We start from the raw sequence: 22,152 nt of genomic DNA on the forward strand, positions 1-22,152 counted from the left end.
TGAGGTGTTAGGAAACACACGGGCTGCGGGCCCACCCGGGCCGTTTTTCTGCGCCGCGTTTCTTTTTACGACGACGCCGCAGCGGGGCGGCCACACCGTGGCCGCCCCGCTGGGAACTCCCCCGCTACCGGGGAACTTATTTAGGAGAACATTCCGTAGCCGGCTCCGAGATCGAACTCTTGGAAGTCGGTATACGGGAAGGTGTCATCGAACATGTCGAAATCGGTGGCGGCAAAGCCATTGTTCTTTTCGAACTCCACCCGAGCTTCGGCAGTCGGTTCGATCTTGGCCGAGCGCATCGTCTCCAGGCCGGTACCGGCCGGGATGAGCTTACCAAGGATAACGTTTTCCTTCAGGCCCTCGAGCGGATCGGACTTGGAATTGAGTGCAGCCTCGGTGAGGACGCGGGTGGTCTCCTGGAAGGAGGCCGCCGAGAGCCAGGAATCCGTGGCCAGGGAGGCCTTGGTAATACCCATGAGCTCGGGGCGCCCGGAGGCGGGCTTGCCACCTTCGGCCATCGCCGCGCGGTTCTCATCTTCAAAGCGCGCCACATCCACGAGTTCGCCCGGGAGCAGCTTCGTGGTTCCCGCTTCCAGCACGGTAATGCGGCGCAGCATCTGGCGCACGATGACCTCGATGTGCTTGTCGTGGATTTCCACGCCCTGGGAGCGGTACACCGCCTGCACTTCGGAAACGATATGTTCCTGAGCCACCCGGCGCCCGGAAATACGCAGCACCTTCTTGGGGTCCACGCTACCTTCCACGAGCTGCTGACCAACATTGACGTGGCCGCCTTCGGGAACGAAGAGCTTGGCTCGCTTGGAGACCTGGTAGACAAGGTCCTCTTCGGCGTCGTCGCGCTGAATAATGAGGCGACGTACGCGCTCCCCATCCTCGATCTGGAGGATGCCGGCCGCTTCCGCGATCGGGGCCTCGCCCTTCGGGGTACGGGCTTCGAAGAGTTCCTGCACACGGGGAAGACCCTGGGTGATGTCGTCCGCGGAGGCCGAACCACCGGTGTGGAAGGTACGCATCGTCAGCTGGGTACCCGGTTCACCAATGGACTGGGCGGCCACGATACCCACCGCTTCGCCGATATCCACGAGCTTGCCGGTGGCCATGGAGCGGCCGTAGCACTTGGCGCAGGTACCGGTGCGCGACTGGCAGGTCAGCACGGAACGCACCGAAACCTGGGTCACGCCATTCTCAATGAGATGCTCGATAATCGCATCGCCCAGATCGGTTCCGGCAGCCGCCAGCACTTCGCCATCCTCGGATACAACGTCCTTCGCGAGGGTGCGAGCGTACACGGAAGTATCCAGCTGCGGATCGGGAATGAGGGTGCCGTCGGCGCCCTTCTCCGCGATGGTCTTGGTCAGGCCGCGGCTGGTCCCGCAATCGGATTCGCGCACGATAACATCCTGCGCCACGTCCACGAGGCGGCGGGTAAGGTACCCGGAATCGGCGGTACGCAAGGCGGTATCCGCCAGGCCCTTGCGGGCGCCGTGGGTCGCCACGAAGTATTCCAAAACCGAGAGGCCCTCGCGGTAATTCGAGGTAATCGGGCGGGGAATAATCGCGCCCTTCGGGTCGGCCACCAGGCCGCGCATACCCGCGATCTGGCGGACCTGTTCCCAGTTACCGCGCGCCCCGGAGGACACCATTCGGTTCACGGTGTTATCCGCGGTGAAGTTTTCGCGCATCTCCACGGCAATCGCGTCCGTCACTTCCGACCAGAGGTCCACGAGGTCGCGGCGGCGATCCTCGTCCTCGATACGGCCGGTGAGGAACTGGTTTTCGATAACCGCGGCCTTCTTTTCGGCTTCCGCCAGAATTTCCGGCTTCGATTCGGGTACGACGACGTCCGATACCGCAATGGTGGCGCCGCTGCGCCCGGCCCAGTAGAAACCAGCTGATTTCAGGGCGTCCAGCGAGGCGGCCACGTAGACCTTCTCGTAGCGTTCGGCCAGGCGATTGACGATCCCGCCGAGCACCTTCTTATCGACGGTCTCATTGACGTAGGGGAAGTCCACCGGGAGCGAATCATTAAAGATCGCGCGGCCCAGGGTGGTTTCCAGCAGCAGCCGGTCGCCTTCTTCGAAGTTCTCCGGGGCCTTCCAGCCGCGCGGGGGAACAACGTCCGCTTCGAAACGAATCTTCACCTTCGCATTGAGGTCAAGACTGCCCATGTCATAGGCCATCTGCGCTTCATCAATGGAGGTGAAGTAGCGGCCTTCCCCGGTGGCGCCGTCGACCTGAGATGTCAGGTAGAACAGCCCGATCACCATGTCCTGCGAAGGCATGGTCACGGGGCGCCCGTCGGAGGGCTTGAGGATGTTATTCGAGGAGAGCATGAGGATGCGCGCCTCGGCCTGGGCTTCCACGGAAAGCGGGAGGTGCACGGCCATCTGGTCGCCGTCGAAGTCCGCGTTGAAGGCGGAGCACACCAGCGGGTGCAGGCGGATCGCCTTGCCTTCAATCATGAGCGGCTCGAAAGCCTGAATGCCCAGGCGGTGCAGGGTAGGTGCGCGGTTGAGGAGCACCGGGTGCTCGCGCATAACCTCTTCGAGAACGTCCCATACTTCGGGGCGCTGGCGGTCGATGAAACGCTTGGACGCCTTGATATTCTTGGCGATTTCCAGGTCCACCAGGCGCTTTTGCACGAAGGGCTTGAACAGTTCGAGGGCCATCACACGCGGCAGCCCGCACTGGTGCAGCTTCATGGTCGGGCCCACCACGATCACGGAGCGGCCCGAGTAGTCCACGCGCTTACCCAGGAGGTTCTGGCGGAAGCGGCCCTGCTTGCCCTTGAGCATATCGGAGAGCGACTTGAGGGGGCGGTTGCCCGCGCCCTGCACCGGGCGCCCGCGCCGGCCGTTATCGAAGAGCGCGTCCACGGATTCCTGGAGCATGCGCTTTTCGTTATTGACCATGATCTCCGGGGCGCCCAGGTCCAGCATGCGCTTGAGGCGGTTATTCCGGTTGATCACGCGGCGGTAGAGGTCGTTGAGATCGGAGGTCGCGAAGCGGCCACCGTCCAGCTGCACCATGGGGCGCAGGTCCGGCGGGATCACCGGGAGGGCATCAAGCACCATCGATTCGGGCTTGGTATCCGAGTGCAGGAAGGCGTTGACCACCTTGATGCGCTTGAGGGCGCGAGCCTTGCGCTGGGCGGTACCCGATTCGATGACCTCCACGAGGCGGTCATGTTCGGCCTGCAGATCGAAGGAACGCAGCCGGGCCTGGATCGCTTCCGCACCGCGGGCGGCCTTGAAGTAGTCGCCGTAGTGCGCGTCCATTTCGCGGTAGAGGTCTTCATCGCCTTCCAGATCCCCCACCTTGAGCTTGGTGAAGCGATCCCACATGGTTTCCAGGCGCTCGAGTTCGCGATCCGTATTCTTGCGGATCTTGGCGAGGTCGTTATCGGCCGCGCGCTTGATCTTCTGCTTCTGGGAATCGGTCGCGCCATCTTCTTCGGCCTGCGCGAGCTCCTTTTCGAGCTCCTGCTGGCGGCTTTCGAGGGCAACATCCCGGTTCTTTTCCAGGGCGCGGCGCTCCAGTTCGTATTCGGACTGGAGGGTGGGCATATCTGCGCGGCGGGCTTCTTCATCAACTTCGGTCACCATATAGGCGGCGAAGTAGATGACCTTTTCGAGGTCCTTGGGGGCTACGTCCAGGAGGTAGCCCAGGCGCGAGGGCACGCCCTTGAAGTACCAAATATGGGTGACGGGAGCGGCGAGCTCAATATGGCCCATCCGTTCGCGCCGCACCTTCGAGCGGGTGACTTCCACGCCGCAGCGTTCGCAGACGATGCCCTTGAACCGCGGCCGCTTGTACTTACCGCAGGCACATTCCCAATCGCGGGTGGGCCCGAAGATCTGTTCGCCGAACAGGCCGTCCTTTTCCGGCTTGAGGGTGCGGTAGTTGATAGTTTCCGGCTTCTTCACCTCACCGTGCGACCAGGCACGGATATCATCCGAGGTTGCCAGACCAATGTGGAGCTGGTCAAAACGATTAACGTCGAGCAAGATTCCTACTTCCGATGTTGTGCGCCACTAAGAAGATTTGAGATTTTAGAAGTCGGCTCCGGTGGACAGATCCTCCAGACCGGTCTGCAGCACGGGCTCCTCCGGGCCGGCCGCAGCGCGCATGCGATCTTCTTCTGCATCCTGGAGGTCAATGACCTGACCGGATGCATCGAGAGCTGCCACATTCAGGCACAGCGACCGCATTTCCTGCATAAGAACCTTGAAGGATTCCGGAATACCAGCTTCGGGGACGTTATCGCCCTTGACGATGGCTTCGTACACCTTGACGCGGCCCACGGTGTCGTCGGACTTGATCGTGAGCATTTCCTGCAGGGTGTGTGCGGCACCGTAAGCTTCCAGGGCCCACACTTCCATTTCACCGAAGCGCTGGCCGCCGAATTGTGCCTTACCGCCCAGGGGCTGCTGGGTCACCATCGAGTACGGACCGGTGGACCGGGCGTGGATCTTATCATCCACGAGGTGGTGCAGCTTGAGCATGTACATGTAGCCAACCGAGACCGGATCCGGGAAGGGATCGCCGGTGCGCCCGTCGAAGAGCCGGGCCTTGCCGAAGCGATTGACCAGGGTGTGGCCTTCCGCATCCGGGAGGGTGGACTGGAGCAGTCCGTCCAGCTCATCGGCCTGGAGGCCGTCGAATACCGGGGTGGCAACCCGGGTACCCGGGGCGGCCTTGACGGTATCTTCGGGCAGGCGCAGGGCCCATTCTTCACCCGCTTCCCGGGCGGCGCTGGCATCCCACCCGCGGGAAGCCACCCAACCCAGGTGCAGTTCGTACACCTGGCCGAGGTTCATGCGGCCGGGAACGCCCAGCGGGTTGAGGATGATATCAACCGGGGTGCCGTCTTCCATGAAGGGCATATCTTCCACCGGAAGAATGCGGGAGATAACGCCCTTATTTCCGTGGCGGCCGGCCATCTTATCGCCCACCGTGATCTTGCGGCGCTGGGCGATGTACACGCGAACGGTCTCATTAACATCCGAGGGCAGTTCGTCGTTATTTTCCTTATCGAACTGGCGGATATCGATGACGATGCCGGATTCGCCGTGCGGGACGCGCAGCGAGGTATCGCGAACTTCCTTGGCCTTCTCCCCGAAGATGGCGCGCAGCAGGCGCTCTTCGCTGGTGAGTTCGGTTTCCCCCTTGGGGGTAATCTTGCCCACGATGATATCGCCGGCGCGCACTTCCGCACCGATGCGAATAATCCCGTGATCATCGAGATGCGAAAGCATTTCCTCAGACACATTGGGGATATCGCGGGTGATTTCCTCCGGGCCGAGCTTGGTATCACGCGCATCGACCTCGTGTTCCTCGATGTGGATCGAGGTGAGGAGGTCATCGCGCACGCAGCGCTCGGAGAGGATGATGGCGTCTTCGTAGTTGTAGCCATTCCAGGACATGAAGGCCACGAGCAAGTTCTGCCCCAGCGCGAGTTCGCCACCTTCGGTAGCTGCGCCGTCGGCAATAAGAGTTCCCGCTTCCAGGCGGTCCCCAGCGGAAACGACCACGCGCTGGTTAATGCAGTTGCCGGGGTTGGAACGTTCGAACTTGGACATCTTGTAGATGACGTGGCGGCCGTCGTCCTGTTCCACGTGCACGGCGTCGGCATCCACTTCGGTGACCACGCCGGGGGCCGCGGCCACCGTCACGTCACCGGAGTCAACCGCGCAACGCATCTCCCAGCCGGTTCCCACGTACGGGGAAACCGGGCGGATGAGCGGCACGGCCTGGCGCTGCATATTCGCACCCATGAGGGCGCGGTTGGCATCGTCGTGCTCGAGGAAGGGAATCATGCCGGTACCGATGGAAACCATCTGGCGCGCGGACACGTCCATGTAATCGATTTCGTCCACCGGAACGAGGGCCGGTTCGCCGCCCGGAACGCGCACGAGCGCTTCTTCTTCCAGGAAGTGGCCGTCCGCGTCGATGGGCGCTTCGGCCTGGGCGATATTGTGGTTATCTTCGTCCCCGGCCTGGAGGTAATCGATCTCGTTCGTGACCCGGCCATCGACCACGCGCCGGTAGGGCGTTTCGATGAAGCCGAAGGAATTGATCTGCGCGAAGGAGGCCAGCGAACCGATGAGGCCGATGTTCGGACCTTCCGGAGTTTCGATGGGGCACATGCGCCCGTAATGCGAGGGGTGCACGTCGCGCACTTCCATGCCCGCGCGATCACGGGACAGACCGCCCGGGCCGAGGGCCGAGAGGCGGCGCTTGTGGGTCAGGCCCGCCAGCGGGTTGTTCTGATCCATGAACTGCGAAAGCTGGGACGTTCCGAAGAACTCCTTAATCGCGGCGACAATCGGGCGGATATTGATGAGCGAGGAGGGCGTAATCGCTTCCACTTCCTGAGTGGTCATGCGTTCGCGCACCATCCGGTCCAGGCGCGCCAAACCGGTGCGGACCTGGTTCTGGATGAGCTCACCGACCGCGCGCACGCGCCGGTTGGAGAAGTTGTCAATATCATCGGTGCTCACGCGCACCGGGGTGGCACCTTCGGCGCACAGGATGGTCGGGAATTCGCCGTCCTCCCCCATGCGATCCATGCCCTGGTGGAGGGCAAGCAGGTAGCGCAGCGCCGCGGTGATATCCGTGAGCGTGAGCTGGCGAGCGGTGTTATCCTCCGGCAGGCCCAGCTTCTTGTTGATCTTGTAGCGCCCCACCTTCGCGGTGTCGTACCGCTTGGGGTTGAAGTAGAAGTTATTGAGCAGGGTACGGCCCGCTTCCGCTGTGGGCGGTTCACCCGGGCGCAGCTTGCGGTAGAGATCCTGCAGGGCTTCTTCCTGGTTGTGGACGGTGTCCTTTTCCAGGGTGTCAATGAGGATGGGGAATTCGGAGAAGGTTTCGCGAATTTCCGATTCCGTCATGCCCAGGGCCTTGAGGAATACGGTCACGGACTGCTTACGCTTGCGGTCCACGCGCACGCCCACCGCATCGCGCTTATCGATTTCGAATTCCAGCCAGGCGCCGCGGGAGGGAATCACCTTGGTGTTGTAAATATCCTTATCGGAGGTCTTATCCGCGGTGCGCTCGAAGTACACGCCCGGGGAACGCACCAGCTGGGACACCACTACACGCTCGGTACCGTTCACGATGAAGGTACCGCGGTCCGTCATGAGCGGGAAGTCGCCAATGAAGGTGGTCTGCGACTTGATTTCGCCCGTTTCGTAGTTCTGGAATTCCGCGGTGACGTACAGGGGGGCCGAGTAGGTGAGATCGCGTTCGCGGCATTCGAGGATGGAGTACTTCGGTTCCTCGAGATGCGGGGCGGAGAGCACCAGGCCCATGGTTTGCGCGGCATTTTCGATCGGGGAAATTTCTTCGAAGATTTCTTCGAGCCCGGACTGAACGCCGGGGTTTTCCGCGACCCATTTATCCGAGCCGATCAGCCAACCGAAACTATCGGTTTGGAGGCCGAGCAAATTCGGCACTTGCAGTGGTTCATGGATTTTCGCGAAAGATACGCGGTCAACAACCGGCTTGCCGTTATGTGCAGCGAGCGAGTATGTGCGCGAAGCAGCCAAAGTGGATCCTTCCCTGACGAATCTGGCAGAAGGACAATCCAGTCACCCTCACCGAAAACCGCGATATCACGCCGAAAAGCGCTGCGGAGGTGATCAAGGGCATAGGAGTGTCAACGCAAGTTTCTACACTACACGTTTTAACGGCAAGAACCAAGACCCCAGGCCTATGCGAGGGGTCACACATAGGGATACCAGCGCTTGGCGGTGCCGGTATCTCATCTGAACTTCATCGTCCGAAAGTACTTTCGCACAAGAACGGCGTACATGCAAGTGCGGGCGCGCCGGGGCGCCGGGGCGCGGGGCGTTCGCGCAGGTCTGCGGGTGCGTGCGTATGTGGCGCGGCCCGGGCCGGGTGGCGAGCTTGCGTGCGCCGGGGCGCCGTTGCTCGGGGCGTTCCGGTAGCACGACGACGCCGCAGTCCCGCGTGGTCACCTCCTCTAGCGCAAGCGTTTTTCGAGGGTCACCTCGGCGCAGTAGCCTTCAAACCCGTGGGCGGTGTACAGCCGGCCGGCCCCGGTGGAACTATGGGTATCCACGTCCAGCCCTACGGTGGCATACCCGGCCCGTGCCGCATTGGTGATGACCCGGTCCACAAGCTGGCCGCCCACCCCGCGCCCGCGCACGGCCCGCAGCGAGCCGAGATATTCGATATAGAGCTCGGTGCCGTAGTCATTGGCGAGCGCGTAGCCCACTACCGCGCCGGTTTCTTCGCTGAGCGCCACGACGGAGCAGTCCAGGCGCATGCGCCACCCGGTGAGGAAGGAGTGCCAGGATGCGGCCTCGTAATCGTAACGCCCGTAGTGGTCACGGAAAGCTTCGGCGTGGGCGAGGCGCAGCGGTTCTTCGTCGGCGAGGGTGGGGGCGCGGAAGGTCACGCCGTCGATGTGGACGGTAGGGATTTGCGCGGCCGGGCGGCGCATCACTTCGTATTTGCGGGTGAGGCGGTAGCCGAGCTCTCCCAGCGCCGCGTTGGTTTCTTCTGCGTCATCATCGCGCGCTACCTGCACCGACAGCCCGGAATAGCGGGTTTCGGAGCGTTCGGCGAGTCCGATGGCGAGCTGCTCGCAGCGGCTGAGGAGTTCGGGGAGGTACGTGAGGTCCGGGCAGGCATAGCCGATATAAATATCGAGGTCATCATCTTGGTCGACGTCGCCCATCGTGGATACGGTGGCTCCGGCGAGGAGGTGATCGCCGCGGTACAGCGCGAGGGTTTCAGTGGCCGGATCGACCTCAGGATTGGCGAGGAAATCGCGCAGATCGCGCTCCGTGGCGGAGTGGAGCAGAGAAGGATCCGCGGCGCCCAGCGCGGCCCACGCAGGAATATCGCTCGGGGTGAGGGGGCGCCAACTCAGGGCTTCGCTTGAGCGCTGGTTCGGGCTTTGCTCCGGGGTCTGACTCGGGCTCTTCTTTGAGCCCGGGTTCAGGGTTTGCTCCTGGGGCGATTCGGAGCTCTGGTTTAAGCACGATTCGGGGCTGTGATTCGTCGTTGTTTCCTGCGTCATCTTCACGTTCGTCTTCGTTATCATCGTTGAGTTTGTATCCGGGCTCGTTTCCGGGGCGTTTCCGGGCTCGTCCCGGCTCGTTTCCGGGGCGAGCTGGTATCCGTTTCCGGCCCTGCCTCGGGCCTCGCATCCGCCTGTGCGCCGATGCTCACCCGTGCCAGTGTAGCCGGGAACAACCTTCGTGCGTACCATCGCGACAAAGTGGTACTGGAGAACATCGGGACTGACAAAGTGGTACTCCACGACAGAAAATCGTGGTTTGACTGTAGCTCCAGTACCACTTTGCGATCCAGCACGGCGCCGGACGGCCAATAGCACGGGGTCTCACATCACGGAAACCAAACAAGCGGATACGCCGGGGCGTATCCGCTTGTGGAGTGGAGCGCGGGCGTGAAGCCCGCGCGCCGATGGCTGATTTTTCAGCCGATTAGCCGAGTTTTCGGCGTGCCGTGTTACTTGAGGGTAACGGTGGCGCCGGCGCCCTCGAGGGCTTCCTTGGCCTTTTCGGCGGTGTCCTTGTCCACACCTTCGAGGACGGCCTTGGGAGCCGAGTCCACGAGGTCCTTGGCTTCCTTGAGGCCGAGGGAGGTGAGGGCGCGGACTTCCTTGATGACCGCAACCTTCTTGTCGCCAGCGGCTTCGATAACAACATCGAAGTCGGACTTCTCTTCGGCGGCAGCACCGGCGTCGCCACCGGCAGCGGCCGGAGCGGCAACGGCGGCAACGGGAGCCGCGGCTTCAACGTCGAATTCCTCTTCGAACGCCTTGACGAAATCGTTGAGCTCAACGAGGGTGAGCTCCTTGAAAGCTGCAATGAGCTCTTCGGTCGAGAGCTTAGCCATGATGGCCTTCCTTTCCGCTCTAGCGAGCAGACTCTATCTGATGGGCAGAAATACCTGCCGTGCAGATCTAACTGGGTGCGCGGCTGGGGGCCGCTCCGCGACGCGTATGCCGAGCCGCGAAAACTCCGAAATATCCGTGATAGTCGCTATTCGATACCCGTGATATTCCGAGGTGGAAGTGGCTACGCAGCCGCTTCCTGCTTGGCGCGCAAGGCGTCGATGGTGCGAACGGCCTTGGTGGCCGGCGCGTTGAGTACGTACGCTGCCTGGTACATGAGCGCCTTGAGAACACCGGCGGACTTGGCCAGCAGGACTTCGCGGGATTCGAGTTCCGCGAGCTGCTTGACGTCGTCTGCGGACAGCTGGGCGCCGTCCATCACGCCGCCCTTGAGGATAAGGGCTTCGTTCTCCTTGGCGAAGGTCTTGAGGGCCTTCGCGGCTTCCGGAGCTTCACCGGTGACGAAAGCAACGGCGGTCGGACCCTGGAAGGTCCCCTCCGCTACCTCGACTCCGGCCTGCTTCGCGGCGATATCAAGAAGGGTGTTCTTGGCGACCTTGTAGACAGCTCCACCCTGGAACGACCGGCGCAGATCTTTCATCTGGCCGACCGTCAGGCCACGGTACTCAGTAAACAGCACAGCGGTGGAGTTCTCGAAGAGCTCCTTGAGTTCCGCAATCGCTGCAGACTTATCGGTCCGTGCCATGGGGCCTCCTTCCGGTCTTACCCGCAGGATCGGCAACGAAAAAGCCCCGCGCGGTAAGGCACGGGGCTTGGATGACCTGCCGTGAGCACGGCAACATTTAGCTCTGTTCTTACCTGCGCTGGCCTCGCGGTGCGAGTTTGATCCCGTTGGAACCTGCGGTCTTTGGCATCGGTTAGTCTATCGTTTTCGCGCGGCCACGCCAAGGCCGATCCGCGTGGCTTGCCTCACGGGCGCGGATAGGTGGCCCTCCGCGAAGATCCACTTCCGGCCCGTGCACCGCCGGCGGTCCGGCACACGCACTGAAGGCGTACATATAGCGTGCGCTGGCCCGGTCCATATAGGTACGACGGCGCAGCTACGCCCACACCGGCCCGGCGAGCAAACACAGGTACCCCAGCGCCCCGGCCCCCATGAGCACACCGCGCCAGATGGGCCGGTCTGCCAGGTGGGCGATAGCGGCCAGTGCCCCTGCCACATTGGCGATCCCGTAGCGGCGCGGAATGGAACGGAAGTAAAGACCGCCGTTGATAATTTCCCGCGCCTGGACCACCACGCCCACAATAAGTGGCCCGGTAGCGCCCGATAGACCGAGCACCCGCCCGCGCACCGAGCGCAGCCCCGCCACCAGCGCGAGGAGCGGTCCGACCAGCAGAACAACATAGGCCACCGTGCCCCAGATCTGGGTGGGAGCGGAGATGAGCTCCGGGGAAAAGTGGTATTTCGCCGCGGGATTGGTTAGGCCGTAGGGATTGAGAAGGCTGAGAAGGAGCCGCCCAGTACTGGCCTCGCTTACCGGCGAGGTAGAGATCGCGTTGATGGCGGGCACGTAGCCTTCTGGGGTACGGGCGCCCTGGATAGCATCCCAGCCCAGGTAGCAGGCGGCCACCGTGAGTACCTGAGTACCGAGCAGCACCGCGAGGTGGCGCCGCTGCGCCCGCCCGAAGCCCACCAGGCCCGGCCAACAAATCGCCAAGGTAACCGGCACCAGAATCGCCAAAATTCCGGTGATGGAAATGACCCGGGAGAGGCAGATAGCCGCGGTTATCAGCGCGGGCAGCACCCAGCCGGTTTTCTTACCTACCACGATGCGCGCGCTCAGCCATGCCGCGGCCGCGCCGGCCAGCGGGCCCACGGCATCGTTATGCACCATGGTGGCACTGGCCGCCACCGAGGGCACCGCCAGGAAGAACAGCGCCGCCGCGAAGGACACCACCGGGCTCAAGCGCCAGGCGCGCAGCGCGGCGTAGAAAAGCCCCACTCCGGCGGCTACCAGCACCGCCGACCCCAGGCGGGCGCCCGTGAGGAAGCTCAATCCTGCCAGGCCGGCCAGGCGCGCGATGGCGCCGTCGACCAAAAAATACAGGGGCGGGTGGAAAGCATTGTAGTTTTCCGCGCGATAGGGCCAATCCGCCGGGGCCACCTGATCCCAGGCATCGCAGGGTGGTGGGGTGATGGCAGTACCGGCCGGGGCATGGCAGGCCCAGGCCTGGCGGGCCTGCGGGGCCATCACATCCCCGGGGGCGGGGACGGTGCCACTGGATGCCTTGAGGGAATAGTCCAGGTAGGTCCACTCCCCCACCGGGTTGATGGACGGGTTGTGCGCGAAGGCCCACGCCGCCCACCCCAGGCAGAGCAGCATGAGGAGGCAGGCGAGCAAAGCGTCACGTACGCGCGGATGGAAAGTCACGGCTCTAGCCTAAAGCACGGTTACGACAAGAAAAAACGGCGGAACGCGCGCGCCCGCCACAGCGATGTATGCGCGCAGATACGCGAACCGCCGTACGTATAACAAAGGGCGGAGACCCCTGAGGATCCCCGCCCTTCGCGTTACGCGTATATCCGCTTAATCGCCAACCGGCCCTTAGGCTTCGGCGCGAGTCTTGGTGGCATCAATCGGGATGCCGGGGCCCATCGTGGTGGACACGGTAGCCTTGAGGATGTAGCGACCCTTCGAGGAGGAAGGCTTGAGACGCATGATCTCCTCGTAGGCGGCAGCGTAGTTCTCCAGGAGCTGCTGCTCGGTGAAGGAGGTGTTGCCGATAATGAAGGGCAGGTTGGAGTTCTTATCCACGCGGAATTCGATACGTCCGCCCTTGATATCACTGACGGCCTTCGCCACGTCCATGGTGACGGTGCCCGTCTTGGGGTTCGGCATGAGGCCGCGGGGGCCGAGCACGCGGCCGAGGCGGCCGACCTTGCCCATCATATCCGGGGTGGCCACCGCCGAATCGAAATCAGTCCAGCCACCGGCAACGCGTTCAATGAGTTCGTCGCTGCCAACTTCGTCCGCGCCGGCGTCAATAGCCTGCTGGGCGCGCTCGCCCTGGGCGAAGACGATCACCCGGGCGGTCTTGCCGGTGCCATTGGGCAGGCTCACGGTACCGCGAACCATCTGATCCGCCTTACGCGGATCCACGCCGAGACGGAACACAACTTCCACGGTTGCGTCAAACTTCGTCACGGACGTTTCCTTCGCGAGGCGCATTGCCTCCACGGGGGTGTAGAGCACACCGGGCGCAATCTTTTCTGCTGCGGCGCGGTATGCCTTCGAGCGCTTTGCCATTTCTGCTTCTCCTTTAGTGCAGGTGTGGTCAGCGAGCCTGCGTGGCCCTTCCACGGTTCCACTCGGGAACCTGCGGAGTCTAAGAGCGCGGTTGCTCGATGCTCTTAGCTCCGGTTACGTTGTGGTCTCGGATTGCGGTGGAACGACGGCGCTGCCGCCTTCCAGCACGCGCTATTTAGATAGCGTCCGAGGTGATGCCCATGGAGCGGGCGGTGCCGGCGATAATGCGGGCGGCGTTGTCAATGTCGTTCGCATTGAGGTCCGGCTCCTTGATCTTCGCGATTTCGCGAAGCTGATCGGCCGTGAGGTGCCCAACCTTCTGGGTGTGCGGAGTGGGCGAACCCTTCTGCACCCCGGCAGCCTTCTTGATGAGCTGCGCCGCCGGCGGGGTCTTGAGAACAAAATCAAATGTGCGGTCTTCGTAGACGGTGATTTCCACCGGGACGATGTTTCCGCGCTGGGATTCGGTCGCGGCGTTGTACGCCTTCGTGAACTCAACAATGTTCACGCCGTGCTGACCGAGAGCCGGACCAACCGGCGGGGCCGGGGTGGCCTGGCCGGCAGGAATCTGTAGCTTAATGAAGCCTGCAACCTTCTTCTTCGGTGCCATATCTGGTCCTTTTCTCATTGAACAGCCGTCGCAATGGCTAGCGACGGCACGCCTATCTATATTACGGGAAAGTAAGCGATGCACAAAGCCCCGCCTGTGTGAGACACACCGCGGAGCTTGTGTTACATTGCGCGAGATACGAGCCTGCGTTGCCGGCGTACTCGCGTTTCTACACCCTTACGTCTATGCGTGCGCAGGTTACGGAAGTACGACGCCGCCGCAGCGGCCACGTGGAACTTAGTCTTCCTTGCGCACCTGGGCGAAGGAGAGCTCCACCGGGGTTTCCTGACCGACGAGCGTCATCATCACGGTGAGGCGCTGGTTTTCCGCGTCGATTTCCGAGACGGTGGCCGGCATTCCGGCCCACGGTTCGGCGGTGAGGGTAACCGGATCGCCCACTTCGAAGGGAGCGATGGTTTCCGGAGTGGCGCCGGTGGGCAGGCCCGCGGCGCGTGCTTCGTCTGCCGCGGCGGCTTCCACCACCGGGGTCAGCATGGTGACAACCTCATCGAAGGTGAGGGCCACCGGGGTACGGCCATTGCCCACGAAACCGGTCACGCCATTGGTGGATTGCACCACGCGCCAGGAATCATCGGTGAGGTTCATGCGAATGAGCACGTATCCGGGCATGCGCACCCGCGATACCAGCTTGCGCTGCCCGCGGCGTACTTCGAAGACTTCTTCCATGGGGACTTCGATCTGGAAGATGTAGTCCTCCATATTCATGGAGACAAGGCGGACTTCCAAGTCCTGCTTGACGCGCTTTTCGTAACCGGAGTACGTGTGGAGAACGTACCAGCGGCCTTCCAGGCCCTTGAGCTTGGCCCGCACCTCTTCTTCGGTGACGATGCCGTCCTTCTTCTTGCCCTTCTTGGAGGAAGCCGGAGCGGGTTCCTCAGCGGGCTCGCCAGTTTCAGCAGCGGCTTCGGGCGCTTCTTCGGAAGCAGGGCCGGCGGTTTCTTCCGCGGCTACGCTTTCCGGGGTGGTGGTATCGGTGAGGGAATCCGCGCTGGGAGCAGCCTCCTCAGCGGGCGCGCTTACACCCGGTTCCATAAAAAGATCGTCGTGCGCGGTATTGTTCTCAGACACGCTGTTCCCTCACTGTTCTTGGGGCCGGCCCTGGTTCTGGACCTACCCGAAGATCCAGACGGTGGCGCGACCGAAAATAAGATCGAAGATTCCGATAAAGACCATCACGGCGAGGATGAAGAGCACCACCGTGGTGAACAGCTGCCCCAGTTCCTCCCGGGAGGGGCGCTGGACGCGCTTCAATTCACCGAAGATTTCGTGGAAGAACTGCGCGAGCCGGGCAAAGAAGCCCTTCTTCTCCGCAGCGCCCTTGGAGGACTTGGATGCTGCAACTTCCTTCACAGTGCGTCCTTTTCCTCGTCGTAACAATGCCCCGTCAGTATTGGCGGGGCAGGAGCAGGGTAGGAGGGACTCGAACCCCCAACCGCCGGTTTTGGAGACCGATGCGCTACCAATTGCGCCACTACCCTAGGTTGGCAACTCCACCATTATGCCTGAAACCGGGGTGCTCCGCGAGCTCCGGCCGCCAGGTGGACGTTGGAGTATCACGACCGCAAGGCCGTCATACCCGGAATAGCATAGTCGATAACGCCCCGGCCGTCCACTTCCGCACCTTCCCTTGGAGAAAGGTCACAGCCGCGGCCGGGACAGTGTTTAATGGGAGGGTGAGTACTACACCGAGCCCCCATACCCCGCGCCGCGTTTCCGCGCGCCTGGAAGCCCTTGCTCCCTCCGCCACCCTCGCGGTGGATGCCCGCCAGCGTGAGCTGCGGGCCGCCGGCCGCCCCATTATTTCCTTCGGGGCCGGGGAACCGGATTTCCCCACCCCGGATCATATTGTTGCCGCCGCGGCTGCCGCTACCGGCGATATCCGTAATCACAAATACTCCGACCCCAATGGCTTGCCGGAGCTGCGCGAGGCGATTTGCGCCAAAGTCGCTTTCGATGCCGGGGTGCGGATTGACCCGAGCTGCGTCGTCGTTACTAATGGCGCGAAACAGGCTAATTTCGAAGCGTGGGCGGCGCTCATCGACCCGGGCGATAACGTGCTCCTCCCCTCCCCCTACTGGGTGACCTACCCGGAAGTTATTAAGCTCTTCGGCGGTACCGTCACCGAGGTGTACGCGCCCCCGGCGCAGGGCTTCAAGGTGAGCGTGGAGCAGCTCGAGGCCGCCCGTACCGAGAAAACGAAGGCGCTGCTGCTGTGCTCGCCCACCAATCCGACCGGCGCGGTCTACAGCGCCGCGGAAGTGCGCGCTATCGGCGCTTGGGCCCTTGAGCACGGGATTTGGCTGGTGGTCGATGAAATTTACGAACACCTCACCTACGACGGAGTGCGCACCGCCTACCCGCTGGCCGAAGTGCCCGAGCTGGCCCAGCAAGCCCTGGTGATCGGCGGGGTTTCCAAGTCCTTCGCGATGACGGGTTGGCGGGTTGGGTGGCTCTACGGTCCGGCGGATGTGATGGCCGCGGTCAAACGAGTGCATTCGCATCTGACCGGGAATGTCAATAACGTGGCGCAGCGGGCCACCATCGCCGCGCTCACCGGCCCGCGCGACCGCATCGAGGAAATGCGCGAGGGCTTCGCGCGCCGCCGCGGCCGCATCGTGAGCGAACTGGCCAGTATTGACGGGGTGGAGGTCGCGCCCCCGGATGGCGCCTTCTATGTTTTTGCCGACGTCGCAGGCCTGCTGGGCGGGGCGGGCCCCCGCCGCGCCACGAGCTCCCTGGAGCTGGCCGATCAGCTCCTGAGCGATATTAATGTTGCCGCGGTGCCCGGGGAAGCCTTCGGGGTTGGCGGCTTCCTGCGCTTCTCCTACGCGCTCTCCGATGCGGAGCTAGCCGAGGGCATGGCGCGGCTGCGCGATTACTTCGCCTAGCAGCCGGAGAGCTGCCTAGCCGGCCGGCTGTGCTCCGCATGGTTAATCCGGCACGTTCCCAACACATGTGGGCCGCGACGTTTCCGCCGCGGCCCACAGTGCTTGACCCGTTATTCAGGCAGCTGAGCGTCGGTATTTAGCGCCGCACCGCCGGGGTATCGGTGCCGTTACCGTCCCAGTCACCAACGAAGAGTTCGTCGGCCACGCGTCCGTAGTGGAGCGTGAGATCGGCCGGGCCGGCATTGAGGGAGTTCTTCACGAGCAGCGCGTTGCCGCGGCGCACCGCGAAGGTATCGGTTCCGTTACCGTCGAAATCTCCGGTGAAAACTTCGTCCGCGGCCTTGCCGTAGGAGAACTCGGTATCGGCGTTACCCGAAACAATGGCGTTCTTGACGAAGATGACATTGCCGCGGCGTACCGCGAAGGTGTCCTTGCCATCGCCATCCCAGTCACCGACCAGCGGGGTATCCCCGTAGCGGCCGTAGCTGATGACTTCATCCGCGTTACCGCTCTTGAGGGAGTTCGCCACGTAGAAGGTGTTGCCGCGCTGGACCGCGAAGGTGTCCTTACCGTCGCCATCCCAGTCACCCACGAGCACGGTGTCCCCGGCCTTACCGTAGGAGAATTCGATGGGTGCCTTGCCGCCCGCGAGGGTATCGGAGACGTAGAAGGTGTTCCCGCGGCGCACCGCGAAGCTATCCTTGCCATCCCCGTTCCAGTCGCCCACGAGCACGTCGTCGCCGGCGCGCCCGAAGCTGAAGACAGCCTGGGCCACGGTGGCGGTCCAGTTATTGGATACGTAGAAGGTGTTGCCGTTATCGGAAGGCTCGGCCGGGACGGTGGGATCACCGCTCGGATCCGTACCCGGTTCCGGCGTCGGATTCACGCTCGGGTCAGCGCTGGGATCAACACTCGGATCCGGCTTGGCACCTTCCTTCACGAACTGATTGACCACCGGCTGCGATTCCTTATCCAGGCCGAGCGCATTCGCCACGGTGTAGTGCAGGTCGGTCTGATCGGTACGCCCGATCACGTTTTCCGCACCCGGGCCGGAGGCCGCGATACGCAGCTGGGCACCGGTGTGGCCCTGGCCGCCGCGCGCCACCTCATTGGAGGCCGCGGTGTTATAGGACATCTGCATGTAGTCGCCATCAACCGTCTTGAGGATGGTGTTCACGCCGGAGGTCGTGCTTCCCGCACCCACGATCTGCGAGGTGTGGGCATGATCGGCGGTCACGAGGATAAGAGTGGGTTCACCATTCTCCTTGGCCCAGCGCTGCGCCACCGCAACTGCCTGATCCAAATCGTCCAGTTCGCCAATCTGACCGCAGGCATCCGCCCCGTGATCAGCCTTATCAATCGAGGCGGCTTCCACCTGGAGGAAGAATCCGGCGTCGTTCTTGAGCAGATCCATGGACTTCTGGGTCATGGCCGCCAGGGTGGGAACATCGGCGGTCCGGGCTTCGTTAATCGTGCAGGTCTCGTAGGTTGTCGGCTTGCCTGGGGTGGGCACCGACTCGTTGAACATGCGCGGCATATTGCCCGGGGTGAAGAGACCGAGGACCGGCTTATCCTGGTTGGCTTCGGTCAGGGCAGCCATCTGCTCCGCCGTCGTCACAATCTGGAAGTCATTATCGCGCGCGTTTTCCAGCACGGACTTACCGGCCGTCCACCGCGTCGTCTCACCCCAGGTACCGGACACCTGAACCTCGGCGTCGAAGTACTTCGCGCCGCCGCCCATCGTCACGTCCGCACGGGTATCCACGAGCTGTTCGGAAATCGAACCCATCCCGCCGTTTTCACGCAGATCGGAACCCTTGGCGGGCTTTGCGTTCCCGGAGGGAGCGTAATGCGAGCGGCTGGTCACGTGAGCACCCATGACCGCCGGGGTGGCATCCTGCACTTCCGAGGTGGTGATATTACCGGTCTTGAGCCCGGCCCGCTTCGCCTTCTCCAGGAGGTTCTCCCGGGGCTTCTGGGCCAGGTCCACGCCGATAGCGCCGTTGTAGGTCTTGGTGCCGGTGGCCCAGGCGGTACCCGAAGCGGCCGAATCGGTCACGTAGTTGATGGCGCCGTCGCGATCAATGGAGAAGTGGGTGTAGGACCCGGTGTAGTCGAGGTTATCGATACCGGGCAGGCGCCCGTTCGCCCCGTAAAGGTAGTTACGGGCGGAGGTGATCTCCGAATCGCCCATCCCGTCACCGATGAAGAGCACCACGTTCTTGGCCTTGGCGTCCGAGCGCTGCTCGCCGTCCTTGCCGTACTGGGCGAAATCACCGGGGGCCGGCACGGTCACCTTGCCGTTTTCGTCCACGGCGATGGCCATCTTGGCCCCACCGGCTACCGGCTTGGCCAGATTGGCATCGCTGGCGGCGGTGGAGGCTTCGGCGTTGAGGGAAAGTGCGTTACCGATGGTGTAGAAAAGATCGGTCTGGTCGGTTTGGCCCAGCACATTTTCTTCACCGGGGCCGTAGGCGGCCACGCGCAGCTGCGCGCCGGTGTGCTGCTGGGAACCGGCATTCGTGCCATCTTCAGCGACCTTCGTGGTGCCGTAAAGGATGGACATGGGCGAACCATCGGCGGTGGTCAGGCGGGTCACGGGGCCCACGTGGTCGTCGCCGTCGGACACAATCTGCGCGGTATGCGAGTGGTCCGCGGTCACGATAACGAGGGTCTGCCCGTCCTTCTTCGCGAAGTCCAGGGCAACCTTGGTGGCCTGGTCGAGGCGATCAGTTTCCCCGATCTGCCCGCAGGCATCCGAGGCGTGATCGCGCTTGTCGATAGAGGCGGATTCAACCTGGAGGAAGAAGCCCTTCTCCGCGCTCGGGTCATCGAGAAGTTCAATGGCCTTGCGGGTCATATCCACAAGTTCAGGCTCGGTGCCAATATCCTGCTTTTCGCAGGTGAGCGGATCGGCCTTTGCCCCGCCGACCTTCGCCTGGGAGGACTTGTAGGCCGTGGTCATATTCGAGGGCGCAAATAGCCCGAGAACCGGAGAATCCTGGTTCGCCTTGGTGATTCCCGCGAGTTCATCAGCGGTGGTCACCACCTGGAAATCATTCGCGCGAGCGTTGTCCAGAACCGACTTATTGGCTTCCCACTGGGTGTTGTACTTGGCCGCCCCCTCGAGGAAGGGGTTGGTGTTCCCGGAGGCGGTGGTCACCATGGCGTCGAAGTACTTCGCGCCGCCGCCCAGGGTCACGTCCGCGCGGGTGTCCACAATCTGCTCCGAGATGGAGCCGAGCCCGCCGTTTTCACGCAGGTCCGCGCCCTTGGCCGGCTTCGAGTTACCGGAGGGAGCGTAGTAGCTGCGGCTGGTGGAATGCGCACCCATCACGGCCGGGGTGGCATCCTGAATATCGGAGGTGGTCACGTTGCCGGTACGCATCCCGGCGTTCTTGGCCTGCTCAATGAGGTTCTGCACCGGCTTGCCGGCCAGATCCACGCCGATGGCTCCGTTGTACGTCTTCGTACCGGTGGCCCAGGCGGTTCCCGAGGCGGCCGAATCAGTCACGTAATTGAAAGCACCATCCTTGTAGAGGGAATGGTGCGTGTACATACCTTCGGAGGTGAGTTCGTCAATACCTTCGAAACGCCCCGAGGCGCCCTTGAGGTAGTTGCGGGCCGCGGTGATTTCCGACTGGCCCATGCCATCACCAATAATGAGGATGACGTTGCGGGCCTTGGCGTTGGAACGCCCCTGACCCGCCTTACCGAATTGCGCGCAATCGCCGGGTTTGGGCGGAATAACGTTGCCTTGCGAATCAAAAATAACGCAGTTTTCCGGCCCGTTCGCGGTGCGGTAGGTGGTATTTTCCGCCGAAGCGGCACCTCCCGCGAGCGCCGAGAAGCCGACGGCGGCCACAGCTGCTGCTGCCACCGCGCGCCGGGCAGTGAAATGTGAGGATCCCATTGTCCTTTTATCCCTTCTAACAGAACGTGGGCCCTCTAAGGTTCACTTAACTCATTTACCGGAAAGCAAGCACAATGTAACGAGCGGGTGAACAGTATTGTTTGTGCGTGGTGGGTGCGGCACTGTCAGGTGACGAAAAATCCGGGTTTTAACGACGACGCCGCTCGCCGGGCAGCGGGTGTATCGGGAGCGCAGCTAGCCCCGCGGGTAGGCATTTCCTCCGTATCCGGCCAGGTAGCGCGCTCGGGAGAGCCAGTATTCGGCTTCGCGCAGCCGCCCGAGGGCATCGTGTTCCCAGCGGGTGCCGTCGGTGCGGGCGGCCCCGGCAACGAGGGAGAGCGTGACCCCGGCTGCCCGCGCGTACACGGGCGCGGCAGGTAAACGCTGTTCCAGCAAGGCGCACCACTGCCCCAGGATGGAACGCAGGTGCGGGTAGGCGGCCGGGGCCAGGTGGGGTAGCACGCTCATATGCCCGAGCAGGCAGGCCCAGTCATCAGCGCGGTAGCCCGGCCCGAGGGAATCCACATCAATAACGCCGGCCATCCAGCCGGTAGCGCTGGGCGCGGCGGGCCCCGTTGGCGCGGGCGCGCCTACCGCAGTCCCCATTGGCGCGGGCACGCCTACCGCGGGCCCGCGCTGCACGAAAATATTGGCTTCGTAAAAATCGCCGTGCACGGGCACGATAGGCCCGGGATCGAGGCTGGCCATCATCTCCGTGACTCCGCTGGCTACCGCGTGGGCGCGAGCCGCGATTCCGGGGAGCGCTACCGCGGCGGCGTGCGCGTAGTGGCCCACCCGATCCGCCCAGGCCGGCCGGTGGGTGAGGTGGATGGCCGCGGCCGGCAGGCTTTCTTGCAGATTCCACAGGGTATCGAAAAGCGCGACGCTCTGGTCCCCCAGCCCGCGGGCCAGCCAATTGGCTAGCGGCTCGCCCGGGAGGGTGGAAATAAGAACGAGGCCGCTCGGATCTTCACGCACCACCCGCGGCGCGAGCACCCCGGCCTGGCCGAGCATGCGATGGCGTTTGGCCAGGGACTGCGCGGCCGGTGGGCGCAGCACCTTCGCGAAAGCACTTCCGCCACCCGCGGTGGTGACTTTGACGACGGCGCGCCTGGTGGGCCGGTAGCTTTTGAGCTCCACCGCTACTTTTTCTCCCAGGAATGCCGACATTCGGCTCGGGGTGACGGCCAGCGGAAGCGCGGGAAGCTCGGGATCATGGGGATATTCCCAGACCCACACGGCAGTATCGCGGTGGGTGAGGCGCACGAGGGTGGGGGTGAAAGTTTGGGAGAGCTGCGCGGTGGATGCACATACGTATTTTTCGCGCGCTTGGCCGGTGGGGCGCCCGCCTTCTCCGCGGGCGCGCGCCGTCACGGTGTAGCTCACGGTCACGCCGGCCCCGGGGCGGTGATTGACGCGGTGGACCGCCCAGGAGAGGAGCTGCCAAGCGGGAAGCGCGGTGGCGAGCATCGACCCGGCGTCCGGGCCGGTCAGCAGCGCTAAATCAGCGCTTTCCGAAGATGCAGCCATAGAACAAT

At 63.2% G+C, this 22,152-nt stretch carries 13 protein-coding genes and 1 tRNA gene; 1 reads left to right on the forward strand and 13 read right to left on the reverse strand.

Annotation, left to right across the window (positions count from 1 at the left end; all coding sequences use genetic code 11):
• Positions 1 to 140: 140 nt before the first annotated feature.
• From CYJ17_RS08780 to CYJ17_RS08830, 11 genes are all read right to left on the reverse strand, one after another.
• Positions 141 to 4,028 (reverse strand): DNA-directed RNA polymerase subunit beta', encoded by a 3,888-nt coding sequence (locus CYJ17_RS08780; protein ID WP_087070534.1) that lies wholly within the window; start codon positions 4,026 to 4,028, stop codon positions 141 to 143.
• Positions 4,029 to 4,073: 45 nt separating this feature from the next.
• On the reverse strand, positions 4,074 to 7,571 hold the full coding sequence (gene rpoB, locus CYJ17_RS08785; protein WP_026428291.1) for a DNA-directed RNA polymerase subunit beta: 3,498 nt from the start codon (positions 7,569 to 7,571) through the stop codon (positions 4,074 to 4,076).
• 437 nt (positions 7,572 to 8,008) lie between these two features.
• Positions 8,009 to 9,097 (reverse strand): GNAT family N-acetyltransferase, encoded by a 1,089-nt coding sequence (locus CYJ17_RS08790; protein WP_159455006.1) that lies wholly within the window; start codon positions 9,095 to 9,097, stop codon positions 8,009 to 8,011.
• A 428-nt stretch (positions 9,098 to 9,525) separates the two neighbouring features.
• Positions 9,526 to 9,915, reverse strand: coding sequence for a 50S ribosomal protein L7/L12 (gene rplL / locus CYJ17_RS08795; protein ID WP_026428293.1), 390 nt, complete (start codon positions 9,913 to 9,915; stop codon positions 9,526 to 9,528).
• Between the two features lie 182 nt (positions 9,916 to 10,097).
• Positions 10,098 to 10,619: a 50S ribosomal protein L10 gene (gene rplJ, locus CYJ17_RS08800; protein WP_026428294.1), complete on the reverse strand. Its 522-nt coding sequence runs from the start codon at positions 10,617 to 10,619 to the stop codon at positions 10,098 to 10,100.
• Between the two features lie 355 nt (positions 10,620 to 10,974).
• Complete coding sequence (locus CYJ17_RS08805; RefSeq protein ID WP_087070532.1) at positions 10,975 to 12,306, reverse strand: glycosyltransferase family 39 protein; 1,332 nt, start codon at positions 12,304 to 12,306, stop codon at positions 10,975 to 10,977.
• A gap of 174 nt (positions 12,307 to 12,480) precedes the next feature.
• Positions 12,481 to 13,182, reverse strand: a complete 702-nt coding sequence (gene rplA / locus CYJ17_RS08810) for a 50S ribosomal protein L1 (RefSeq protein ID WP_087070531.1) — start codon at positions 13,180 to 13,182, stop codon at positions 12,481 to 12,483.
• Between the two features lie 175 nt (positions 13,183 to 13,357).
• The gene (gene rplK / locus CYJ17_RS08815; protein ID WP_016443119.1) at positions 13,358 to 13,792 is read right to left on the reverse strand and encodes a 50S ribosomal protein L11; all 435 of its coding nucleotides are present in this window, start codon (positions 13,790 to 13,792) and stop codon (positions 13,358 to 13,360) included.
• 237 nt (positions 13,793 to 14,029) lie between these two features.
• Complete coding sequence (gene nusG / locus CYJ17_RS08820; RefSeq protein WP_087070530.1) at positions 14,030 to 14,881, reverse strand: transcription termination/antitermination protein NusG; 852 nt, start codon at positions 14,879 to 14,881, stop codon at positions 14,030 to 14,032.
• A 42-nt stretch (positions 14,882 to 14,923) separates the two neighbouring features.
• On the reverse strand, positions 14,924 to 15,163 hold the full coding sequence (gene secE / locus CYJ17_RS08825) for a preprotein translocase subunit SecE (RefSeq protein WP_016443121.1): 240 nt from the start codon (positions 15,161 to 15,163) through the stop codon (positions 14,924 to 14,926).
• Positions 15,164 to 15,218: 55 nt separating this feature from the next.
• Positions 15,219 to 15,291 (reverse strand) — tRNA-Trp (locus CYJ17_RS08830).
• Positions 15,292 to 15,486: 195 nt separating this feature from the next.
• On the opposite strand from CYJ17_RS08830, the gene CYJ17_RS08835 reads away from it, so the two are divergent.
• Positions 15,487 to 16,701, forward strand: a complete 1,215-nt coding sequence (locus tag CYJ17_RS08835) for a pyridoxal phosphate-dependent aminotransferase (protein ID WP_159455005.1) — start codon at positions 15,487 to 15,489, stop codon at positions 16,699 to 16,701.
• Positions 16,702 to 16,837: 136 nt separating this feature from the next.
• Here CYJ17_RS08835 and phoA read toward each other — a convergent pair whose 3' ends face one another.
• Entirely contained in the window at positions 16,838 to 20,614 is a 3,777-nt protein-coding gene (gene phoA / locus CYJ17_RS08840; RefSeq protein WP_087070528.1) for an alkaline phosphatase, read from the reverse strand.
• Positions 20,615 to 20,809: 195 nt separating this feature from the next.
• On the reverse strand, positions 20,810 to 22,144 hold the full coding sequence (locus CYJ17_RS08845; protein ID WP_234984476.1) for an aminoglycoside phosphotransferase family protein: 1,335 nt from the start codon (positions 22,142 to 22,144) through the stop codon (positions 20,810 to 20,812).
• Between the last annotated feature and the right edge of the window lie 8 nt (positions 22,145 to 22,152).

It is taken from the genome of Actinotignum timonense (genome assembly GCF_002860685.3).
Lineage (GTDB): Bacteria > Actinomycetota > Actinomycetes > Actinomycetales > Actinomycetaceae > Actinotignum > Actinotignum timonense.